Source organism: Longimicrobium sp., assembly GCF_035474595.1.
In the GTDB taxonomy this organism is placed as follows: Bacteria; Gemmatimonadota; Gemmatimonadetes; order Longimicrobiales; family Longimicrobiaceae; genus Longimicrobium.
The window spans coordinates 46,775-68,628 of record NZ_DATIND010000116.1 but is presented as its reverse complement, the minus strand read 5'-3'; the positions used below and the strand labels follow the sequence as shown (position 1 = coordinate 68,628).

General features: G+C 74.2%; 4 protein-coding genes. All 4 read right to left on the bottom strand.

Features of this window, described 5'->3' with window-relative positions:
- Nucleotides 1-173 precede the first annotated feature (173 nt).
- Nucleotides 174-14,309, bottom strand: a complete 14,136-nt coding sequence (locus tag VLK66_RS20940; protein ID WP_325311428.1) for a non-ribosomal peptide synthetase — start codon at nt 14,307-14,309, stop codon at nt 174-176.
- Between the two features lie 255 nt (nt 14,310-14,564).
- Nucleotides 14,565-15,782 carry a hypothetical protein gene (locus VLK66_RS20935; RefSeq protein ID WP_325311427.1) on the bottom strand — a complete coding sequence of 406 codons (1,218 nt, stop codon included), beginning with the start codon at nt 15,780-15,782 and terminating at the stop codon, nt 14,565-14,567.
- 219 nt (nt 15,783-16,001) lie between these two features.
- A complete protein-coding gene (locus VLK66_RS20930) occupies nt 16,002-20,318 on the bottom strand; it encodes an AMP-binding protein (protein WP_325311426.1) in 4,317 nt (1,438 codons plus the stop codon).
- A gap of 76 nt (nt 20,319-20,394) precedes the next feature.
- Nucleotides 20,395-21,720, bottom strand: coding sequence for an MFS transporter (locus tag VLK66_RS20925; RefSeq protein WP_325311425.1), 1,326 nt, complete (start codon nt 21,718-21,720; stop codon nt 20,395-20,397).
- Between the last annotated feature and the right edge of the window lie 134 nt (nt 21,721-21,854).

Sequence of the window (21,854 nt, the reverse complement as noted above, 5' to 3'; positions counted from 1 at the left end):
GAAGCCCGGACGGACGCCCGCGACGACCGTCACGGCCGGATTGGTCACGAGTTCCTGATGCGATTCACTTGAGAGAACATATCCGCTTCCGCCCGCGCGCAACGCCCGCGCCGCACTCCGGGGAGCACTGGCCGGCACTACCGGGCCGTGCGGCTTCCCGGCGGGTCCCCCGCCTACACGGCCTGCCCGCGCTCGGCCTCGTCGGCCAGTGCCAGCTCCGAGAGTCGCACGTCGGCGCTCCCGGCGACCTGGGCGAGGAGCTGCTCCAGGTGCCCCAGCATACGGACGATCGTGGGTCGCTCGAACAGCTCCGTGCTGTAGATCAGCCGGCCCTCCAGCCCGTGGGAGGTTTCCGCCAGGTCCAGGCAGAGGTCGAACTTGGACGTCTGGATCACCACGTCGGCCCACCGGACGCTCAGCCCCTCCAGGCCGAAGTGGTAGCGCTCGTTGTTCTGCAGGGCGAAGCTGGCCTGGAACAGGGGCGCGGGGCTGAGGGTGCGCTCCGGCCTGAGCTCGGCCACCAGCCTGGCGAAAGGCACCTCCTGGTGCTCGAACGCGCCCAGCGTGGCCTCGCGCACGCGCCTTAGCGCCTCGAGCACCGTGGGATCGCCGCCGAAGTGGGCACGCAGCACGAGCGTGTTGACGAAGAATCCGATCAGCCCCTCCACCTCGCGCCGTGTCCGGCCGGCGGCCGGGCTGCCGACCACGACGTCGTCGCTCCCGGAATACCTGCTCAGCAGCACCTGGAAGCTTCCCAGCAGCACCATGAACAGGGTCAGGCCCTCGCGGCGCGCCAATGCCTCCAGCCGCCCGGTGAGCTCGGCGGAAAGCCGGACGGGCAGGTAGGCGCCCTGGAAGGTCTGTACCGCCGGGCGGGGATGGTCGGTCGGAAGCTCCGGCAGCGCCTGGATGCCCGAGAGATGCGTCCTCCAGTATGCCAGCTGCCCTTCGAGAGCGCTTCCCTGCAGGTGCCCTCGCTGCCAGACCGCGTAGTCGCCGTACTGCACCGGCAGCTCCGGGAGCGGCGACTCGCGCCCTTCCCGGTACGCCCCGTACAGCGCGGAGAGCTCGCGGAAGAAGATGACCGTGCTCCATCCGTCGGTGACGATGTGGTGCAGGGTGAGCATCAGCACGTGCTCCTCGCGGCCCAGCCGCAGCAGCTTGGCGCGGAGGAGCGGACCGGTCGAGAGGTCGAAGGGAAGCGCCGCCTCCGCGGCGCACCGGCACCTCGTCTCCGCCGCACGCTCCGCTTCGTCCAGGCCCGTGAGGTCCTCCACCGGCAACGGGAAGCCGTCGAAGGGAACGACGACCTGCACCGCCTCTCCCTCCTGCTCGCCGAACACCGTGCGGAGCGCTCCGTGCCGCCGCACGACCTCGCCAAGGGCGCGCTGGAGCGCGGCCCGGTCCAGCGCGCCGTCCAGCCGGAGCGCGCAGGGAAGGTTGTACAGCGCGTTCCCGGGCTGCAGCCGGTCCAGAAGCCAGAGCCGCTCCTGCGAGAACGAAAGCGGGTAGGGCCCCGTGCGCCCGGCGGGAACCACCGGCGGCAGCGCCGGGAGCCCCGCGCGCCGCAGCGCATCCACCCGCCCGGCCAGCTCCGCCACGGTAGGGCCCTGGAAGATTGCGCGCAGCGGCACCTCGACGGCAAGCACCTCCCGGATCCGCGAGACCACGCGCGTGGCCAGCAGCGAGTGCCCTCCCAGCTCGAAGAAGTCGTCGTGCACGCCGACGCGCTCGTGGCGCAGCACCTCTGCCCAGATCCCCGCCAGAAGATCCTCCGTGGCTGTCCGCGGCGCCACGTACGCGAGCTCCGCGTCCCACTGCGGCGGCGGCAGCGCCCGCCGGTCGGCTTTTCCGCTGCCGGTCAGCGGCATGCGCTCCAGCGTGACGATGGCACCCGGCACCATGTACTCCGGCAGCTGCGCCCCCAGGTGCGCCCGCAACTCCGCCGGGGAGAGCCCCTCCCCCTCGCCGGCAACGACGTACGCCACGAGCCGCTGGTCACCCGGGGCACGGTCCCGCACCACGGCCACCGCATCGCGCACCGCCGGGTGCGCCCGCATCGCGGCCTCGATTTCGCCCAGCTCGATGCGGATGCCCCGCACCTTCACCTGGTGGTCGGACCGGCCCAGGTATTCCAGCTCCCCGTTCGCCGTCCACCGCGCCCGGTCGCCCGTCCGGTACAGGCGCTCCCCGGGGGTGCTGGCGAAGGGGTCGGGGACGAAGCGCTCCGCCGTTGCCGCCGGGCGCCCGATGTACCCCCGCGCCAGCCCGTCGCCGGCCAGGTACAGCTCCCCCGGGGCCCCCACCGGCACCGGCTCCATCCCCGCGCCCACCACGTACATCCGCGTGTTCCAGATCGGGCGGCCGACGGAGACCCGCTCGCCCGGGGCATCGCCGGCCGAGCGGAGCGGATGGTGGGTGCTTTCCGAGGCCGCCTCGGACATCCCGTACACGTTCAGGAGGACCGCCCCGGGAACCGCCTTCGCGAAGCGGCGGGCCAGCTCGGGAGGGAGCGTCTCGCCGCCGCTCACCACCACCCGCAGGCGCGGGCAGCGCTCGCCCAGCCGCGGGTACCGGTCGAGCAGCGCCCGCAGGAGGGAGGGAACCAGGACGATCCGCGTCACGCCGTGCCGCGAAAGGATGGCGGCGAGCGCCTCGGGGTCGCGGGCGTCCTCGTCCGGGGCGAGCACCGAGGGAACGCCGGCCAGCAGCGGCGCGAAGACCTCCACCACCGAGTCCACGAAGGCCAGGGAGGACTTCTGGCAGCATACCTCGCCGGGCGCGAACGGGTACTCGCTCCACCCCCAGGCGAAGCGGTTGAGGATGGCCCGGTGGGTCCCGAGCACGCCCTTGGGCGTGCCCGTGGATCCCGAGGTGTAGACGACGTACGCCAGGTTCTCCGGGTGCACCGGGGCGTGCGGTTCTTCCGGGGTGCCGGCCGCGCCGGCTGCGTCCGGGCGCACCACCTCCACCCCGCACTCGCCCAGCCGCTCGGCCGCGGCAGCGTCGGCCAGGAGGAGCGCCGCGCCCGAGTCGGCCAGCATGTAGCGCAGCCGCTCCCGGGGGTAGGCGGGGTCCATGGGCACGTACGCGCCCCCGGCCCTCAGGACACCGAGAAGCGCGACCACCAGCTCCGGCGTGCGGTGCATGCACACGCCCACGCGCGTCTCCGGCCCCACGCCGCGCCCCCGCAGGGCGGCGGCCATCCGGCCGGACCGGCGCTCCAGTTCGGCGTACGTCACCCGCTCGTCCCCCCAGAAGAGCGCGGGGGCGTCCGGCGTGCGGCTCGCCTGCGCGGCGAACAGCTGGTGCAGGCACACGCCTGCCGGGTACGGCCGCACGGTGGCGTTCCACGCCTCGAGCACCTGCGAGCGCTCGGCTCCGCGCAGCAGCGACAGCTCCGCCAGGCGCCGCTCCGGGCCGGACGCCATCGCCTCCAGCACGCTCTCCAGGTGTCCCGCCAGGCGCGCCATCGTGGCGGCGTCGAAGAGCGCCGCCCGGTAGACGAGCACTGCGTCCAGGGTCTCCCCGTCCTCGGTGACGACCAGGTCCAGGTCGAACTTGGCCACGCGCTCGCCGCCGCCGAACGGCTCCACCGCCACCTCGCCCAGCCGCAGCCCCTCGTGCCACCTGCCCTCGCGGTGCAGGGCGAAGGTCGACTGGAAGAGGGGGGTGTGCGTCAGGCTGCGCGCCACGCCCAGCTCCTCGACCAGCCGCTCGAACGGCAGCTCCTGGTGGTCGTACGCCCCCAGCGCCCCCTCGCGGACCCGCGCCAGCAACTCCCGCCAGGTGAGCTCCGCGGCCAGCTCCGTCCGCAAGGGCAGCATGTTGACGAAGAAGCCGATCAGCCCCTCCACCTCGCGCCGGCCCCGGTCCGCGACGGGGGTGCCCACGACCACGTCGTGCTGCCCGGCATAGCGGCCCAGCAGCGCCTGCCACCCCGCCAGCAGCGTCATGAACAGCGTCGCTCCCTCGCGGCGCGACAGCTCCCGCAGCTTCCGCGACAGCTCGGGCCCCAGGACGAACGCGTGCGCCGCCGCACGCGGGCTCTGCCCCACGGCGCGAGGACGATCGACCGGGAGCTCCAGCAGGGGCGGCGCAGCCGAAAGGCGGTCCCGCCAGTAGGAGAGATGCGCCTCCAGGCTCTCGTCCCGCAGCCAGGCGCGCTGCCAGACGGCAAAGTCGGCGTACTGCACCGGAAGCTCCGGCAGACAGGGCGCCTCGCCCCGGGCGAACGCGGCGTAGAGCGTGGAGACCTCGCGCACCAGCACCTGCATGCTCCATGCGTCGCTGGCGATGTGATGCAGGCCGATGCAGAGCACGTGGTCGTCGTCCGCCAGGCGCAGCAGCAGGGTGCGCAGGAGCGGGCCGGAGGCCAGGTCGAAGGGCCGCAGCGCCTCCGCGGCGGCCTGCCGCTCCGCCTCCCGCTCCCGTGCCGCGGCGGAAGCCTGGCCCAGCTCCACCACCGGTAGCGGCACCGGCGCCGGCGGGTGGATCACCTGCACCGGGCCGGGGTTGCCGTCCTGGAAGCCGAACGTGGTCCGCAGCGTCTCGTGCCGCCGCACCAGCGCGTCCAGGCTGTCTCTCAGCGCCGGCACGTCGAGTGCGCCGCGCAGGCGCAGCGCGAAGGACATGTTGTAGGCCGCGCTGCCCGGATCGATGCGGTCCAGCAGCCAGAGCTGCTGCTGCGCGAACGACAGCGGCGGCGGGTCCGTCCTGGGGGCGGGTTCGATGGGCGGCGCCACGGGAGCGCCGGCACTCCTCAGCGCCTCCACGCGTCCGGCCAGCTCCGCCACCGTGGGCGACTCGAACAGGAAGCGCTGCGGCAGCTCGGTCCCGAACGCCTGCCGCGCCCGCGAGATCACCCGCATGGCCAGCAGCGAGTGTCCACCGAGGTCGAAGAAGTTGTCCAGCGCGCCCACGCGCTCGGCACCCAGCACCTCGCACCAGATCCCGGCCAGCACCTCCTCCACCGGCGTGCGCGGCGCCACGAACGCCTCTCCCGCCTCGGCGCCGGCGGCCTGGGGCTCGGGAAGCGCCCCGCCGTCCAGCTTGCCGTTGGCCGTCAGCGGGATGCGGTCCAGCGCGACGAACGCGGCCGGCACCATGTGCTCGGGGAGATGCTGCTTCAGCGCGTCGCGGAGCGTGGAGTGCGCGGGAGCGATCCCGCTGGGGACGAAGTAGCCCACCAGCGCCGCGTCGTCGCCCTCGCCGCGGACGACCACCGCCGCCTGGGCCACGCCGGGCTGCGCCAGGAGGACGGCCTCGACCTCGCCCGGCTCGATGCGGAAGCCGCGGATCTTCACCTGCTGGTCGATGCGGCCCAGGTACTCCAGCGTGCCGTCGGCGCGCCACCGGGCCAGGTCGCCCGAGCGGTACAGCCGCGCGCCCGCCCGGCCCGAGAACGGGTCGGGAACGAAGCGGCCCGCGGTGAGCGACGACCGGCCCAGGTAGCCGCGCGCCAGCCCCGCCCCGCCCACGTGCAGCTCGCCGGGAACGCCGATCGGCGTGGGATCGCCCGATGGGTCGAGGACGTAGGCGCGCAGGTCCGGGATCGGCACGCCCACGCGGCTCCCCGCCGCCGGATCGCGCAGCTCCGCGCCGGTGACGGTGTGCCAGGTCACGTGCACGGTGGTCTCGGTGATCCCGTACATGTTCGTCAGCCGCGGGCGCTTCGGCCCGTACCTGTCCAGCCACCCGCGCAGCGACTCGTACTGCAGCGCCTCGCCGCCGAAGACGACGAGCCGCAGGTGCCGGAGCGGCTCGGCCGCGTCCTCGTCCACCCGCGCGAGCGCGCGGAAGGCGGAGGGCGTCTGGCTGAGCGAGGTCACCCGCTCGCGGGCCAGCAGCGCGCGGAAGGCCACCGGGTCGCGGCTGACGTCGAACGGCACCACCACCACGCGGCCGCCGTAGAGCAGCGCGCCCCAGGTCTCCCAGACCGAGAAGTCGAAGGCGCAGGAGTGGAAGAGCGTCCACACGTCGCCGGGCCCGAACCCGAAGCTCTTCGCGGTGCAGTCGAAGAGCCGCAGCACGTTGCCGTGCGTCACGCCGACGCCCTTGGGCCGGCCGGTGGAGCCGGAGGTGTAGACGACGTACGCGAGGTTGGACGGATCGACCGCGACACCGGGATCGTCGGCGATCTCGTCGGCCGGCACATCCTCCAGCGGCACGACCTCGAGGTCGCCGGCCGGAACGCGGTCGCGGAGCGACGACTGTGCGAGGAGCACCCTGATCCCCGCATCCGCCGCCATGTAGGCCAGGCGCTCGGCGGGGTACGCGGGATCGAGCGCGACGTACGCGCCGCCCGCCTTGAGGATCGCGAGGATGCCGGTGACCAGGTCGAGCGAGCGCCCGGCGACCAGGCCCACGCGCGACTCGGTGACCACGCCGAGCGCGCGGAGGCGCCGCGCCAGGCGGTTGGCCCGCGCGTTCAGCGCCGCGTAGGTCAGCGACACGCCCTCGCAGGTGACGGCGACCGCGTCCGGCCGCGCCGCCGCCTGCGCCTCGAAGCGCTGGTGCAGCGCGCCGCCGGCCGGGCAGTGTTCGCCCGCCCCGCTCCACTGCCGCACGATCGTCTCCCGCTCCGCCGGGCCGACGACCGGCAGCGCCAGGGCCGGGCGCCCGGGGTGCGCGACCGCCCCGTCCAGCAGCACCCGCAGGTGCCCGGCGGTGCGCTCGATGGTGGCCGCGTCGAAGAGGTCGGTGGCGTATTCGATCATCCCTTCCAGCCCGTCGTCACCCCGGGCAAGGAAGAGCGACAGGTCGAACTTGGCCGTCCCGCCCCCGGTTTCCACCGGCCGGACGGTGATCCCCGGGAGCCGGAGCTCTCCGGCCGAGGTGTTCTGGAGCGCGAAGAAGGCCTGGAAGAGCGGGTTGTGCCCCAGGCTCCGTTCGGGATGCAGCTCCTCCACCAGCTTCTCGAACGGCACCTCCTGGTGCGCGTAGGCGTCCAGCGTGGTCTCGCGCACCCGCGCCACCAGCCCGCGGAACGTGGGCCCGCCCGACAGGATGGTCCGGAGCGCGAGGGTGTTGGTGAAGAAGCCGACGAGCCCCTCCACCTCCGGACGGGAGCGGTTGGCGACCGGGCTTCCCACCACCACCTCCTCCTGCCGTGCGTACCGGGCCAGGAGGAGCTGGAAGGCGGCCAGGAGCACCATGTACAGGGTGGCCCCCTCGCGCCGCGCCAGCGCCTCCAGCGCATCGGCCAGGGCGGCCGGGAGGGTGAAGCGGTGCAGCGCGCCCCGGTAGCTCTGCGCGGCGGGGCGCGGCCGGTCGGTGGGAAGCTCCAGCCGCGTGGGCGCGCCCGCCAGCCGCGCGCGCCACCACGCGACCTGTTCTTCCAGCGGCCCGCCGGACAGCTTCTCGCGCTGCCAGGCGCTGTAGTCCGCGTACTGCACCGGCAGGCCGGGAAGCGCCGCTTCGCCTCCGCCGCGGCGTGCCGCGTAGAGCGCCGACAGCTCGCCGAAGAGGATCCCCATGCTCCACCCGTCGGAGACGATGTGGTGCATGGCCAGGAAGAGCACGTGCTCCTCGGGGCCGAGCCGCAGCAGCGCCGCCCGGAAGAGCGGCCCCCGCTCCAGGTCGAACGGGGTGCCGGCCCAGCGGCGGAGCCGTTCGGCGGCCGCGGCCTCGCGGCCGGCACCGGGGAGCGCCGAGAGGTCCTCGAGGGGAAGCGGGACGGGCGCGGCGGGAAGGACCCGTTGCTCGGGCTCTCCGTCCACCGCCCGGAACACGGTGCGGAGGGGCTCGTGCCGGAGCACCACTCCCGAGAGCGCCGCCGCCAGCGCGTCGGTGTCCAGCGGTCCCGAGAGGCGCCGGGCGGCCGTCACGTTGTAGAGGGGGAGCCCCGGGTGGAGGCGGTCCAGGACCCACAGGCGCGTCTGCGCCGCTGAGAGCGGGAGGGGACGGTCACGCCGGACGCAGGGAATCGCCCCCTCGGGGTCGCTCGCGCCCGCGCGCTCCGCGTCCACCGCGCGGGCGAGGGCTTCCACGGTGGGCGCCTCGAAGAGCGCGCGCACCGTCAGCCCCACGCCGAAGCGGGCGCGCACGCGCGAGACCACGCGTGCGGCCAGCAGCGAGTGGCCGCCCAGCTCGAAGAAGTCGTCGTCCACCCCTACCGGTCCGCGCCCCAGCACCTCGGCCCAGATCGCCGCCACCCCCTCCTCGGCAGGGGTCCGCGGGGGCACGTGGCGCCGGGTGGCGGGCACGTCGCCGGGGTCCGGGAGCGCCTTCCGGTCCAGCTTCCCGCTCGGGGTCAGCGGAAGCCGGCCGAGGACGACGAACGCCCCCGGGATCATGTACTCCGGCAGGCTCCGCCGCAGGTGCGCGCGCAGCACCGCCCCATCGGCCTCGCCCTCCACGTATGCCACCAGCCGGCGGCCGCCGGCAGCGTCCTCGCGCGCCACCACGGCGCACTCGCGCACATCGGGGTGCCGGCGCAGCGCCGCCTCGACCTCGCCCGCCTCCACCCGGAAGCCGCGCACCTTCACCTGCGCGTCCTCGCGCCCCAGGAACTCCAGCGTACCGCCGGAGCGCCAGCGCACCCGGTCGCCGGAGCGGTACAGCCGCGCCCCCGGCGAGGTGCAGAAGGGATCGGGAACGAACCGTTCCGCGGTGAGCCCCGGCCGGCCTACGTAGCCGCGCCCCACCTGGGCGCCGCCGATGCACAGCTCGCCCGGCACGCCGACTGGGACGGGGCGCAGCCCCGCGTCCAGCACGAACGAGCGCGTGTTCGGCACCGGACGTCCGATCGGCACCACCGCGGCGTGGACGTCGTCTTCCGCGCAGCGGTGGACACACGCGTCGACGCAGCACTCCGACGGACCGTAGAGGTTGACGAGGCGGGCCTGCGGAAGGAGCTCCGAAAGGCGCCGGCACAGCTCGCCCGGAAGCGCCTCGCCGCCGCAGACCACGTAGCGCAGCGACGTGCATCTCCCGAACTCCGGCTCCTCCAGCAACGCCCGCAGGAGCGACGGAACGAGCGGCAGCACGGTGATCTCCTGGCTCCGGAGGGTCTGCGCCAGGTACTGCGGATCGCGCTCGCCGTCGTGGCGGGCAAGGACCAGCCGGCCGCCGGCGAGGAGGGGCGCGAGGAGCTCCCAGACCGAGGCGTCGAAGGTGGCCGGCGCCACCTGCAGGACCCGGTCCGCCTCGTCCAGGGCCAGGTCGCCGAGGGACCAGCGCATCTCGTTGGCGAGCGCGGCATGCTCGATGGCCACCCCCTTGGGCGTCCCGGTCGATCCGGAGGTGTAGATCACGTACGCCAGGTTCCGCGGATCCGCCCGGCTCTCCGGGTTCTCCGCGCGTTCGCCCGCGGCCCGGGCCCACTCGCCGTCCACGCTCAGCACCTCGAGCCCCGCGCGGGACGGCAGCGAGGCGCGCAGCGTCTCCTGCGTCAGCAGCACCGCCACGGCCGCGTCGGCGAGCATCGTCTCCAGCCGCTCCGCAGGGTGGGCCGGGTTCAGCGGCACGTAACCGCCGCCCGCCTTCAGCACGGCCAGGATGGAGACCACCAGCTCCGGGCTCCGCTCCATGCAGATCCCCACCCGCGCCTCGGGTCCGACGCCGAGCGCGATGAGACGGTGCGCGAGCCGGTTCGCCCGGAGGTTCAGCTCCGCGCGGGTGAGCGCCCTGCCTTCGCAGACGACGGATACCGCGTCCGGCGCCCGCTCCACCTGCGCCTCGAACAGCCGGTGCACCGGGCTCGCGGCGGGATCGTCCGTGTCCGTGCGATTCCACTCCCCCAGCACGAGGCGGAGCTCCGGTTCGTCCAGGAGGTCGGCCTCGTCCCACCGCGCGTCCGGGCGCGCGGCCAGGGCGGCGAGCGCACGGGAATACCACCGCGCGATCGCGCGCGCCCGCGCCGCGCTCAGCCGCGCGGGATCGTAGTCCAGCTGCAGCCGGAGCGCGCCGTCGGCAAAGCCCACCGACGCGCCGGCGAAGAGGGGCACCTCCGTCTTCTGGAAGAAGCCGTCGGCCTCGAGCCGGACCCCGCCGCCGGCCAGTGCGTCGTAGACGTGGAAGTGGCTGAAGTTGAACGCCGCCTCGAAGGGGGTGCGCCCGCCCGCCTCGCGCACGATCTCGGCAAGGGGAAAGCGCCGGTGTGGCAGCACGGACTCCTCGGCGGCCCAGGCGCGGCGCACCAGCTCCCGCCACGTCTCCCCCTCCATCCGCACACGGAGCGGCACCGTGTTCAGGAACACGCCGAGCACCCGGTCGCCGTCCTCCAGCTCGGGCCGGCCGCTGGTCACGTACCCGGTCACCACGTCGCCGCGGCCGGCCATGAGCGCCAGCACGCGCACGTGGGCCGCCAGGAGCACGGTCTTGAGCGGCACCCCCGCGTCCGAGGCCACGCGCCTGAGCCCCGCCTGTGTTTCGGCCGGGAGGTCCACCCACAGGCACGGGGCCTCGTCCGGCGCCGGCTCTCCTTCCTCTCCCTCGCGCGGCGGGAGCGTGGCGGGCGGCGCGTCGTCCACCATGCGCCGCCAGAACTCTCGTGACGCATCGGAGCCCACGGCCTCGCGCTCCAGCGCCACGAAGTCGCGGAAACGCGCGGCGGGGGGCGGGCCCACGGGCGGCGCCACGCCGTCGCGCAGGGCGGTGAAGACCCGGACCAGCTCCGTCACCAGCGAGGCCACGCTCCACCCGTCGAGGAGCGCGTGGTGCTCGGCGAGGATCAGGCGGAACGCGTCGTCGCGGAGGAGGTGGACATGGAAGCGCAGCAGCGGCGGGACGGTCCAGTCGAAGCCGCGCCCCTTCTCGCGGTCCATCCACGCGTCCTGTCCGGCGGGGTCCAGGTGGCGCAGGTCGGCCACCGCCAGCGGGATCTCCACGCCGCGGTGGACGCGCTGGAGCGGCTCCGGGGTCGCGGCCAGGTCGAACGAGGTGCGCAGGACCGGGTGGCGCGCCGCGACCACGCGGAGCGCCTCGCGCATGGCCGCCTCGTCGAAGCGGGTGTGCACCCGGTAGGCGTTGAGGTTCTGGTACAGGAGCGACGCCGGATCGCGCTCGGTGTGGAAGAGCATGGCAAGCTGCACCGGGCTCGCGGGGTAGGCGTCCTCCACGTCGTCCGGGAGACCGCGCCGTGCTTCCGGATCGAGGAGCCCGAACGGCTCCGCGCGGGGCGCCGGCGCCGCCCCGGCGCAGACGCCGGCCGCGGCGAGCTCGCGCAGCGTCTGGTGCCGGAAGATCTGGGGGATGGAAAGCAAGAGCCCGCGGCGGCCCGCAGCGGCAACCAGCCGCACGCTCCGGATCGAGTCGCCCCCCAGCGCGAAGTAGTTGTCGTCGATCCCCACCCGGTCGACGCCCAGCACCTCGGCCCAGGCCTCGGCCAGCGCCGCCTCGGCGTGCGAGCGCGGTTCGGCGTACGGCGCCCGCGCAGCCGCACCCGCGTCCGGCGCCGGGAGGGCATCGCGGTCCAGCTTTCCGTTCCCGGTGAGCGGAAGCGCGTCGAGGGCCACGAACGCGGCCGGGACCATGTGCTCGGGGAGGATCGCCGCCACGTGCGCGCGCAGCTCCGCGGCCCCGGGAGCCGGGGCTCCGGGCGGGGCGGCCACATAGGCCACCAGCTGCTGGCCGCCCGCATCGCCGCGCGCGATCACGGCCGCGTGCGCCACGCCGGGGTGCGCCGCCAGGGCAGCCTCGATCTCGCCCGGCTCGATGCGGAACCCGCGGACCTTCACCTGCTGGTCGTTGCGCCCCAGGTACTCCAGCTCGCCGTCGGCGAGCCGCCGCGCCCGGTCGCCCGTCCGGTAGAGCCGCCCCCCCGCGCCCGCCTGGAACGGGTCGCGGATGAAGCGCTCGTCCGTGAGCTCCGGCCGGTTCAGGTAGCCGCGCGCCACCCCCGCGCCGCCCACGAAGAGCTCGCCGGGGGCACCGGGCGGTACGGGCTCGAGGTTCCGGTCCAGGAGGTACAGCGAGAGGTCGGGGATCGGCACGCCGATGGGGCTCCAGGCGCGCTCCAGGTCGGCGCGCGTGACCACGCGGTGGGTGACGTGCACGGTGGTCTCGGTGATCCCGTACATGTTCACCAGCCGCGGCCGCTCGTCGCCGTGGCGATCCATCCACGGACGGAGCGCCCGCGGGTCGAGCGCCTCGCCGCCGAGAACGACGTGCCGCAGCCGCAGCGCGGACGGGTCTGCGCCCAGCGCCAGGTCGGCGGCGACGAGCTGCCGGAAGGCGCTCGGCGTCTGGTTGAGGACCGTGACGCCCTCGTCCACGAGGAGGCGGTGGAAGTCGCCCGGCGAGCGGGTGGTCAGGAAGGGAACGACCACGAGCCGCCCGCCGTACAGGAGCGCGCCCCAGATCTCCCACACCGAGAAGTCGAACGCGGGCGAGTGGAAGAGCGTCCACACGTCACCCGCGCCGAATCCGAACCACTCCTCCGTGGCGTCGAACAGCCGCACGACGTTGGCGTGCGTGACCTGGACTCCCTTGGGCTTCCCGGTCGATCCCGAGGTGTAGATGACGTACGCGAGCGACTCGGGCCCCGGGCCGGCCGCCGGGTTCTCGCCGCTCTCGCGGGCGATCGCCCCGGCCTCGGCGTCGACGCACAGCACGGCGCCCCCGAACCCGGCCAGCCGGGGCAGGAGGTCGCTCGTGGTCACCAGCACGGCGGCGCCCGCGTCGCCGAAGACGAAGGCGGTCCGCTCGGCGGGGTACGCCGGGTCCACCGGGACGTAGGCGCCGCCCGCCTTCAGGACGGCCAGCACGGCCACCACCAGCTCGGCCGAGCGCTCCATCGCGATCCCCACCCGCGTCCCGGCGCCCACCCCCAGGGCGCGCAGCCGGTGCGCCACGCGGTTGGCGCGCGCGTTCAGCTCGCCATACGAGAGCGTGGCCCCCGCGAAGGTGACCGCCGACGCGTCCGGCCGCTCCGCCGCGCGCCGCTCGAAGCGGCGCCCGATCGACTCGGCCACGGGAAAGCTCCGGACGGCCCGCCCCGCCGCCAGCAGCGCCTCGCGCTCCGCGGGCCCGATCAGCGGGAGCCGCGAAAGCGGTCTGCCCGGGTCCGCCACCATCTCCTCCAGCAGGCGCGCGAAGTGGCCCAGCAACCGGTCCACCCACGCGGCGTCGAAGCGATCCGCGTCGTAGTGGATCCGCACCCGCAGCCGTTCCTCGGCCGCGACCTCCACCGTCAGCGGGAATCCCGGATGCCGCAGGATCCGCAGCTCCCGCCCGCCCCACTTTCCCCCCAGCGCGCGGAGGGCGGCGTCGAACGGCTGCGGCTGGAAGTTGACGACGGTGTCGAACAGCTCGACCCCGGGCGGAAAGCCCGCCCAGCGCCGGATGTCAGCGAGCGCGGCGTGCTCGTGTGAGAGAAGGGCGGCGGTGCGCTCGCCGATCTCGTCCAGCCACTCGATCACGGGCGTGCACGCCGGGAGCGGCACGCGGAAGGGCACGGTGTTGATGAGGAGCCCCACCATCGCGTCCGCTCCCTCCGCCGCGGCGCCGCGCCCGCCGCGCACCACCCCGAACACCGCCTCGTCGCTGCCGGTGTAGCGGCCCAGCAGGAGGGCCCACGCCCCCTGCACGAGGGTGTTGAGCCACACGCCCTGCTCCCGCTCGAAGGCGCGGAGCGCGCCGGTGACCCCGGCGGAAAGACGCAGCTCGCGCTCGCCGGCGGCCGGCTCCGCCGCCGCATCACGCGGCGCGCTCCTCCCCGCCGGCATGGCGGCCGGCGCCGGAAGGCCGCCGAGCAGCCCGCTCCAGTAGGCCTCGTCCGCCGCGGCGTCGCGTTCGCGCAGCCACGCGACGTGGTCGCGGAAGGGGCGTCGCTCCGGCGTTTCCGTCTCCTCCCCGGCCCCGTCGTACGCCGCGAACACCTCCTCCAGGACATGAGCGACCGATTTCCCGTCGAGGAGGATGTGGTGGAAGCTCCACACCAGGACGTACCCGCCGGCCATGCGGAAGAGCGCCAGCCGCATGGCGGGCGCCTGCGCCAGGTCGAACCCCCGGGCGCGGTCCTCGGCCAGGTACCGGTGCAGCCGCGCTTCCTGCCCGGACGGCGGGAGCCCCGCGCAATCGTGCTGCGCGATCGCCAGGCGGACTTCGGGAACGACCACCTGCAGCGGGTCCTGGACGTCCGCCCAGCGAAAGCGCGTGCGGAGGACGTCGTGGCGCTGCACGGCCCGCGACCATGCCCGCTCCAGCGCCCCCGGGTCCACGGGCTCGCGCATCCGGCAGACGACCTGCTCGACGTTGATCCCCGACCCCGGCGCCAGCAGGGTCTGGAAGAGCATCCCGTGCTGGAGGGGTGAGAGGGGGTACGAGTCCGTGCGGCGGACCGGCTCGACGATCGTCGTCGACATTCAGCGATACCTCGGGTCGGAGGATCCGGACTTCGCTCCCGGCCGGGCTACCTGGCAGGCGAGCGACACCCGGTCCAGGTTCCATCGTGCATCGGTACGGGTTCAGCGACTGGCTGCGCTTTCGCCCACCGCCCCCGCCCGCCATCCCGGGAAGCCCCTGAGAAACGCCGGATCGCCCAAGGCGGCGTACCCTGAGCCGGGCACCGGATCGTCGCCCGGCCGCATCCGCGCGGGGCTCTTCCGGGTCGCATGGCTTCAGGCAGGTAAGGGCGTCGCGGCCGGCGCGGGGGGGATCACCGGCAACGAGGACCCGGACACCGCGCGCTGCGGCTGCAGCCCCCGCGGCTGCAGCTTCAGCTCGGTGAACTGGTCGGAGTACGACGGGAAGTCGACGCCGCACGCACGGGCACAAACCCGCAGCCGTCCGTCCTGTACCGAGCCGCACGACCAGCTGCGTTCGATGGCGGAGAAGAGCGGGCCCTCCACGACCGCCCGCAGCCCGAGCGTCCGCGCGTCCAGCCGCTCGAAGCCGCCCGTCTGCCGCACCAGGTCCGCCATCTGCCGGTCGGCGTGCGCCGGGAAGCCGAAGAGCTCGGCTCGCGTCGCCTGCACGTACGTCCAGCAACATGGATAGGCGTGTCCCGTGGCGCTGACGAATACGCTCGCAGAGTCCAGCACGCGGCACCGGATGGGGGTGGCGGAGAAGAGCCCGTCCAGCGACCCGTAGCGTGCGATCAGCTCTTCGTACCTCACCATCGACGCGTTCACGAGCCCGGTGTCCTCCGGCGGCTCCAGGTACCCGACGACCGCCCCCCCGGCATCGAAGACGGGAAAGCGGTCGATGTCGGGCTGCCCCTGGACTTCCGGGATGTACTCGTACAGCGGCTCGAGGAACCGCGCCGTCTTTTTAACCGAGAACTCGCGGAACCCGAGCTCCTCGCTCAGCGCACGCGCGCCCTCGATGTCGGCTTCGTTGTGGCGGAAGGCAAGGAACTCCCAGCGCGCCTCGCCACCCGCCTGGATGAACGCACGCGCGTTGTCGACGACCTTCTGGAACGAGACGCCTCGCCGGTACGTCCCGTTCGTCTCCGCCAGCCCGTCGATGGCGAAGACCACGCGTCCGGGCGCGCCGAGGGTGTTCGCGAAGGACGCCCACCACCCCGGTGAACGGATCCCCCCGTTCGTGTACACCGTGATCAGGGCGTTCGGGCTCGCGCCGCGAACGTACGCGACGATCGCCGGAAGGTCCGCCGCGGCCGCCGGGTCGCCGTACGCCCCGCAGAGATCGAAGCCGGTGAGGGACGCCACGAAGGGCTCGGGAAGGATCGTCCGCACGTCGCCGATGCGCAGCTCTGCCCGGCCCAGCCCGGGGGCCGTCACTCCGCACGCGTTCCGGGCGCACATCGGGCAGCCGGCCTGGCATACCGTCGTGGGCTCCAGGTGTGCGTGGCGGATCTGGTCGTAGCGATACATGACATGCCTCCGTAGGGGTCCGGGCCATTATAGATATCGGGGGAGCGACCAGCAACGCGCCTTTCGGTCCGGCAACCCCGCGGGCGGCGGAGGGGGTGATCCCCGGAAGCGCGGCTCCGGCGGACAGCCCGCGCCCACGTCCCATCCGCCGCACGGACCGCAGCGGAGCCGTGGTGGGACCGGGCGGGAAGGCCCGGGGCCCGGACGATCGGCCCCCGCCTAGGCCGGGTCCGGAACGCCGCCGCCCCCCGCCTTCAACACGCCGCTCCGCACCAGTCCGCCCAGGTACCGCCGCAGCCAGCCGGCGTCCACCGGCGGGATGGCGCACCCCATCCGGTCCAGCAGCCGGTGCGTGTTCTCGTGCACGTACACCACGTTGCGCGACGACCTGCCCGTCCAGAACAGGCCGAGCGCCAGGTCGGGGTCGTGCGAGCCCTGCAACTCCTCGAACACCGTCCGGAAGTCCTTCTCGCCCGTGCTTTCCAGGGCGAAGCCCATTTCCCTGAGCCCCTCCAGGAGCGACGCGAACGGTACATCGTGCGTGGTGTCCACGTGGAACACCCCCGCGGCCAGCCCCGCCTCGAGCGAGATCCTGACGATGGCACGCGCCACCGCATCTACGGGGCTCAGCGCAATGCGCTCGTCCACCGCCCCGGGCAGCCTGCCGGCCTTGCAGATGGCCCGGAGCAGCTGCACCAGCCGGTTGTCGGCGGCGTTGCGCTGGAACTGCGCGGTGTCCAGGCGCCCGGACACGTTGCCGGAGCGGTAGATGTACGCCGGGCCGCCCTCCGCCCTGAACTGGAACACCAGCTTCTCGGCGCGGAACTTGGAGCGCTCGTACTCGTTCTGGAAGTCCTGCCCGATGTCGAGGCACAGCTCGGAGAACACCCTGGGCTCCCGGCTCCGGTTGACCCCGGCCACGGCCAGCGTGGACATGTGGTGCAGGTCCTTGGCCCGGTAGCTCGACGCCAGCCGGATCAGCCACCTCACCGCATCCACGTTGTGCCGCTCGAACCGCTCGGGGGGCCCGAAGAGCCGCGTGTCCGCCGCAAAGTGGTAGATCGCGTCGAGCCGCATCCCCATCTCCCGGAAGGCCCCGGCCGACAGCCCCAGCATGGGCTCCGCCACGTCGCCCGGCACCACCGCGACGCGCCCCGGGTCCGGCTCCGCCGCGGGGCCCAGGTAGTGCTGGTACGCCTCGGCGAGCCGGGCGCGCGCGGTGTCCGGATCGCCGCCGCGCACCAGGCAGTGGATGCGGGCGTCGGTCTGGCGGAGCAGCTCGTGCAGCACGTGCACGCCGAGGTAGCCGGTGGCCCCGGTGAGGAGGACCTCGCGGTAGCGCCTGGGCCGCCGCGCCGCCGTCTCCGGCTCCAGCGCGTGGGGCACGTAGGTCAACAGCCCGCTGCCGGTACGGTGGTCCACCACCACCCCGGCCTCCGCCCGCGGGGCCAGGCCGATCTCCCGGAGCAGGGCCTCGCGGGTGGCAAGCAGCACGCGGCTCATCCGCGCCACGTCGTGCCGGGCCCGCGAGAACGACAGGTCCACCACCAGCTCGCCGTTCACCGTCCGCGCCGTGAGCTTGAGATCGTGGACGCGATCGTTGGCCGGCCCCCGGGCGGGAGCGAGCGGGTACCGGGAGACGGTCAGGGGCAACCGGTCGTCCTGGCGGATGTGGAAACCGCCCAGGTAGTTGTAGCAGATCTCCGCCCGCAGCGGCCCCAGCCCCTTCCGGGCGGGCTCGCCGTACAGCTCCCCGTACGCCACCCCCAGGTTGGGAACGGCGGCCAGCGCCGCCCCGGCCGCCGCGATGCACTCGTGCGTTCCCTTTCCGGCCAGGTCCAGGCGTACCGGAAAGGTGGAGGTGAACCACCCCACGACGCGCGACACGTCCACGCCCTCGTCGAACGACGTGCGGCCGTGGCTTTCCACGTCCACCACCAGGTGGTCCCGGCCGGCCGCCCGGCCGTACGCGCAGGCGAAGGCGCCCAGCAGGGCCACGTGCGGCTGCGTGTCGGCCCTTGCCGGCAGGCGGACGGACAGCGCCTCGGTCTCGTCGGCCGGGAACCGCATCCACACCGTGCTCGCGTCCCTCTCCCGGTTCGCGCCGGCGTGCGCGTCCTGGCCGGCGGGCGGGTCGCCGGCCCGGCGCCAGCAGGCGAGGTCGGCCTCCAGCATCGGGCGGGCGCGGTTCACGTGGCGCACCCACTCCCAGAACCCCTCCGGCGAGGGAGGAACGTCCAGCGTGATGCCGCGGGCGTACGCACTGTAGAATCGCACCAGGTCATCCACGATGATCCGCCAGGACACGGCGTCCACCGACAGGTGGTGGCAGACGCCCAAGAGATGGTCTCCGCCGTGCTCCACCCTGAGCAGGCACACCTTGAACACGTCGCCGGTGGCCAGGCGGATCCGCTGGTTCAGCGCCTCGGAGGCCCGCTCCACCGCCGCGGCCAACCCGGCCGGACCGTCCACGACCCGGCACACGGTGAGGCACGGAGTGGCCGGCTGCCCGACCGTGCGTGCCCGCCACCCCTCCTCCGTTCTCCGGAAGCTGCAGCGCAGCATGGGGTGGAGCGCCAGGACCGACGCCAGCGCCCTGCCGAGCGTCTCCTCGTCCAGCGAGGCGGCGGACTGCAGGAGGAGCGCCTGGTTCCAGTGGTCCGGCTCCTCGAACCGCTGGCGGAAGAACCATCTCTGGGCGGCCGAGAACTCCGTGCTCTCGGTGAGCGGCGCCGGGTGGCCGCCGGCGGGCGGGGCATCGGCGTCCCGGATCGCCTCCACCAGGCCGCGGACGGTGGGGTGTCCGAGGAAGCGGGCGGGAGTGAGGCGGTAGCCGCGTACCTGCAGCTCCGAGATCACCTGGATGGCCGTGATCGAGTCGCCGCCGGCCGCGAAGAAGTCGGTCTCGTCGCCGAAGCGGCCGTGACGCAGGTGCATCCGCCACGCCTCGCGTACGTGCCGGCGGACCGGGTCGCCGGCGCCCGGCCCCGGCGGCTCGCCCGCGTGGCCGGGGAGGGCGTCGCGGCGCGCGAGCGCCCCGGCGACCGCGGCCTCCAGGCGCGCGACGTCCACCTTGCCGTTGGGGTTGAGCGGGAACTCCTCGAACCGCACCAGCCGCGCGGGCACCATGTAGCCGGGAACCCGCGCCCGCAGGTCGTTCACCACCCCCGCCTCGTCCACCGCGCCCGCCGCCAGGTAGGCGGCCACCAGCCGCGGCCGGGTGTCGCGCTCAACCAGGAATGCGACGGCGTCCTGCACCCCCGCGTGCGCACGGAGCGCGGCGGCCACGTGTTCCAGCTCCACGCGGTGGCCGTTGATCTTCACCTGGCGGTCCACCCTGCCCAGGAACTCCACCACGCCGTCGCCGTCCACCCGGCACAGGTCGCCCGTGCGGTAGAAGCGGAGGTCCCCTTCAACCCCCGTTACGAACCGCTCGCGGGTCTGGTCCTCGGCGTTGAAGTAGCCCAGGGCTACCGAGGGGCCGCCGATGTACAGCTCGCCGCAGGCATCCCGGCTCCGGAACGATCCCGAAGCGGTGCGCACGTACAGCCGGGTCTTGCCGAGCGGGCACCCGACCGGGACCGTGCCGCCGCGCACGGAGGCCAGGTCGCCCGGGCCGCGCAGCACGTGCACGGCCACGCCCACCGTTGCCTCGGTGGGCCCGTAGTGGTTGACCAGCACGCGGGCGATCCCCGAGCCGAGGATCGCGCGCGCCAGGCCCACGGGCAGCGCCTCGCCGCCCAGGACCAGGTACTCGAACGCCGCCCGGCCGCCCCGGGGCTCCGCCAGCCCCGGGAAGAGCGCCTGGAAGTGCGAGGGGGTGATCTTGAGGAAGCCGATCCCCCGCGACCGGGCGTACTCGCGGAACGCGCCCGCATCCCACCTCGTGTCGTCGTCGACCACGTGCAGCGTTCCGCCGGTCCAGAGCGAGAGCAGGATGCCCGTGTTGCCGAGGTCGGCCGACAGCGCGCTCACGTGCGCGTAGCCCAGCGGCCGCCGGATGGCCAGCCGGCCGGCCATCGACCGGGTGTAGTGCCGGAGGTTGGCGTGGGTGACCTGGACGCCTTTGGGTACTCCGGTGGAGCCGGAGGTATAGAGGACGTACGCCACGTCCCCGGGGGCAGGCAGCGCGTGGGGGACCGCCGCGCCCGACCGGCCCCCCACGGCGTCCTCGTACACGACGGTGCGCAGCCCGCACGCGGCGGCCTGCGCGGCCGCGCCGCCCCGCGCCACGACCAGGTCGGGGGCGATGCCCCGGAGCCGGGCGAGGCACTCGGCATCGTTGCCGCCCCACTCGACCACCGTGAACGCGGCTCCGCACCGCATGGCCCCCAGCAGCGAGACCACGGCCGCGGCGCTCCGCTCCATGCACACGGCAACCACCCTGCCGCGTCCCATCCCCCGGCTCGCCAGCGCGGCGGCCACCACGTCGACCTGCCGGCGCAGCTCCCCGTAGTCGAGCTCCGCATCCCGCGCAACCAGCGCCAGGCGTCCCGGGCTCTCGTGCGAGTGCTGGATGATCTTGTCGAGATGCATTGGGCCAGGGGTGCCTGCGGGGCCGGGGAAAGGTGCGGGTGCGGAGGAGGTCGCGGCGGCCGGGACGATGGTGAATCTAGCGCAACGCGGCCGCGTCATCGAGCGTCCGGACCGACGCGCTCAGGTGCAGGGCGGCGCTTGCCGCGAGCATCAGCACACCCGCGGCGGCGAGCAGCAGGGCGGGGCCACCGCCCGGGTGCGTCCACATCCCCGCGAACCCGCCCCGCATGCGTGCGGCGACGGGGGCGAAGGCGTGGTCCACGAGCGGGCCCGCGGTGGCGTAGGCGATGGGGCTGGCCGTGAACGCGATCATCCGCAGGGCTGTGAACACGCGCCCCTGCATCTCCGGCGGGACCGACGCCTGCAGCAGCGCCGTGCTGCACGCGCCGTTCAGGGTGGCCGCGAAGTAGCAGACGGCGAGCGCGGCCGCGACGCCTCCCACCGACGCACGCGCGCCGACGGCGAGCAGCGCCATTCCCATCAGCGCGCCGCCGGCCACGACCCCCAGGCTGCGGCGCGCCGGCCCGCCCGACACGCCCATGAGCAATCCCCCGGCCAGCATTCCCACAGCGCCCGCCGCCACGGCCACGCCCAGCCGGTCGGCGGTGGTGAAGCTCAGGACCATCGGCGTGAGCACGGCCTGGAGGAAGCTGGTCGACAGGTTCACGACCGCCAGGAACAGCGTTACCTCCAGCAGGCCGGGGCGCGACCGGGTGAAGCGCCACCCCTCCGCCGTCAGGCGGAGAAGGCCGCCGCCCGGGCCACGGGTGGGTGCCGGGGGGCGCGGGATGCGGACCAGCGCCGTGGCGGTGGCGCCGACCAGGTAGGTGGCCGCGTCCAGCAGGATCACCCCGCGCAGCCCCACGCTCAGCAGCAGCACGCCGCCCAGCAGCGGTGCGATCAGCATGGCGGCGCCCTGGCCCAGCTGGGTCAGCCCGGCGGTGCGCCCCAGCTGCTCGCGCGAAACCAGCAGGGCCACGGACGACGACCATGCCGCGCGCTGGACGGAGGCGCACGCCGCGCTCCAGGCCACCGCGGCGTACACGTGCCATAGCTCCAGCCGCCCCGCGCCGGCCAGCAGCGCGACCGCGATCGTCGAGAGCACGCCCGCCGTGTCCGCGCCGATCATCAGCCACCGCCGGTCGTAGCGGTCCACGACGCTCCCGGCCACGGGGAGCAGCAGGATGACGGGAATGGTGGTGAAGACCAGGATCCCGGCGAAGAGCGTGATCGAGCCGGTGCGCTGGTATACCCACACGCCCAGCGCAAAGCTGGTCAGCCCGCTTCCCGTCGCGGAAACGGTCTGCCCGAGCCAGACGGCCAGGAAGGTGCGCAGCCCGGCGGCCCCGGCGGGGTGGACCGGGGCGGGAGATACGGCGGCCGTGCCGGCAGGCGTGGTCATTCGCGGATGCGGCTTCGTCGTGACCGGTGATGCTTGCTCCTTCCCTCGGCCGGCCGGCGGCGGCCGTGCCACTCCCCGCTTTCCGGGCTCGCTGCATACCCGTGCGGACGCAGGCGGACGAAACCCGCGGAGCG

Excerpts from the sequence above, each read along its gene's own strand:
- VLK66_RS20930 (WP_325311426.1), bottom strand. The coding sequence starts at position 20,318 with ATGCATCTCGACAAGATCATCCAGCACTCGCACGAGAGCCCGGGACGC.
- VLK66_RS20940 (WP_325311428.1), bottom strand. The coding sequence starts at position 14,309 with ATGTCGACGACGATCGTCGAGCCGGTCCGCCGCACGGACTCGTACCCC.
- VLK66_RS20925 (WP_325311425.1), bottom strand. The coding sequence starts at position 21,720 with ATGACCACGCCTGCCGGCACGGCCGCCGTATCTCCCGCCCCGGTCCAC.
- VLK66_RS20935 (WP_325311427.1), bottom strand. The coding sequence starts at position 15,782 with ATGTATCGCTACGACCAGATCCGCCACGCACACCTGGAGCCCACGACG.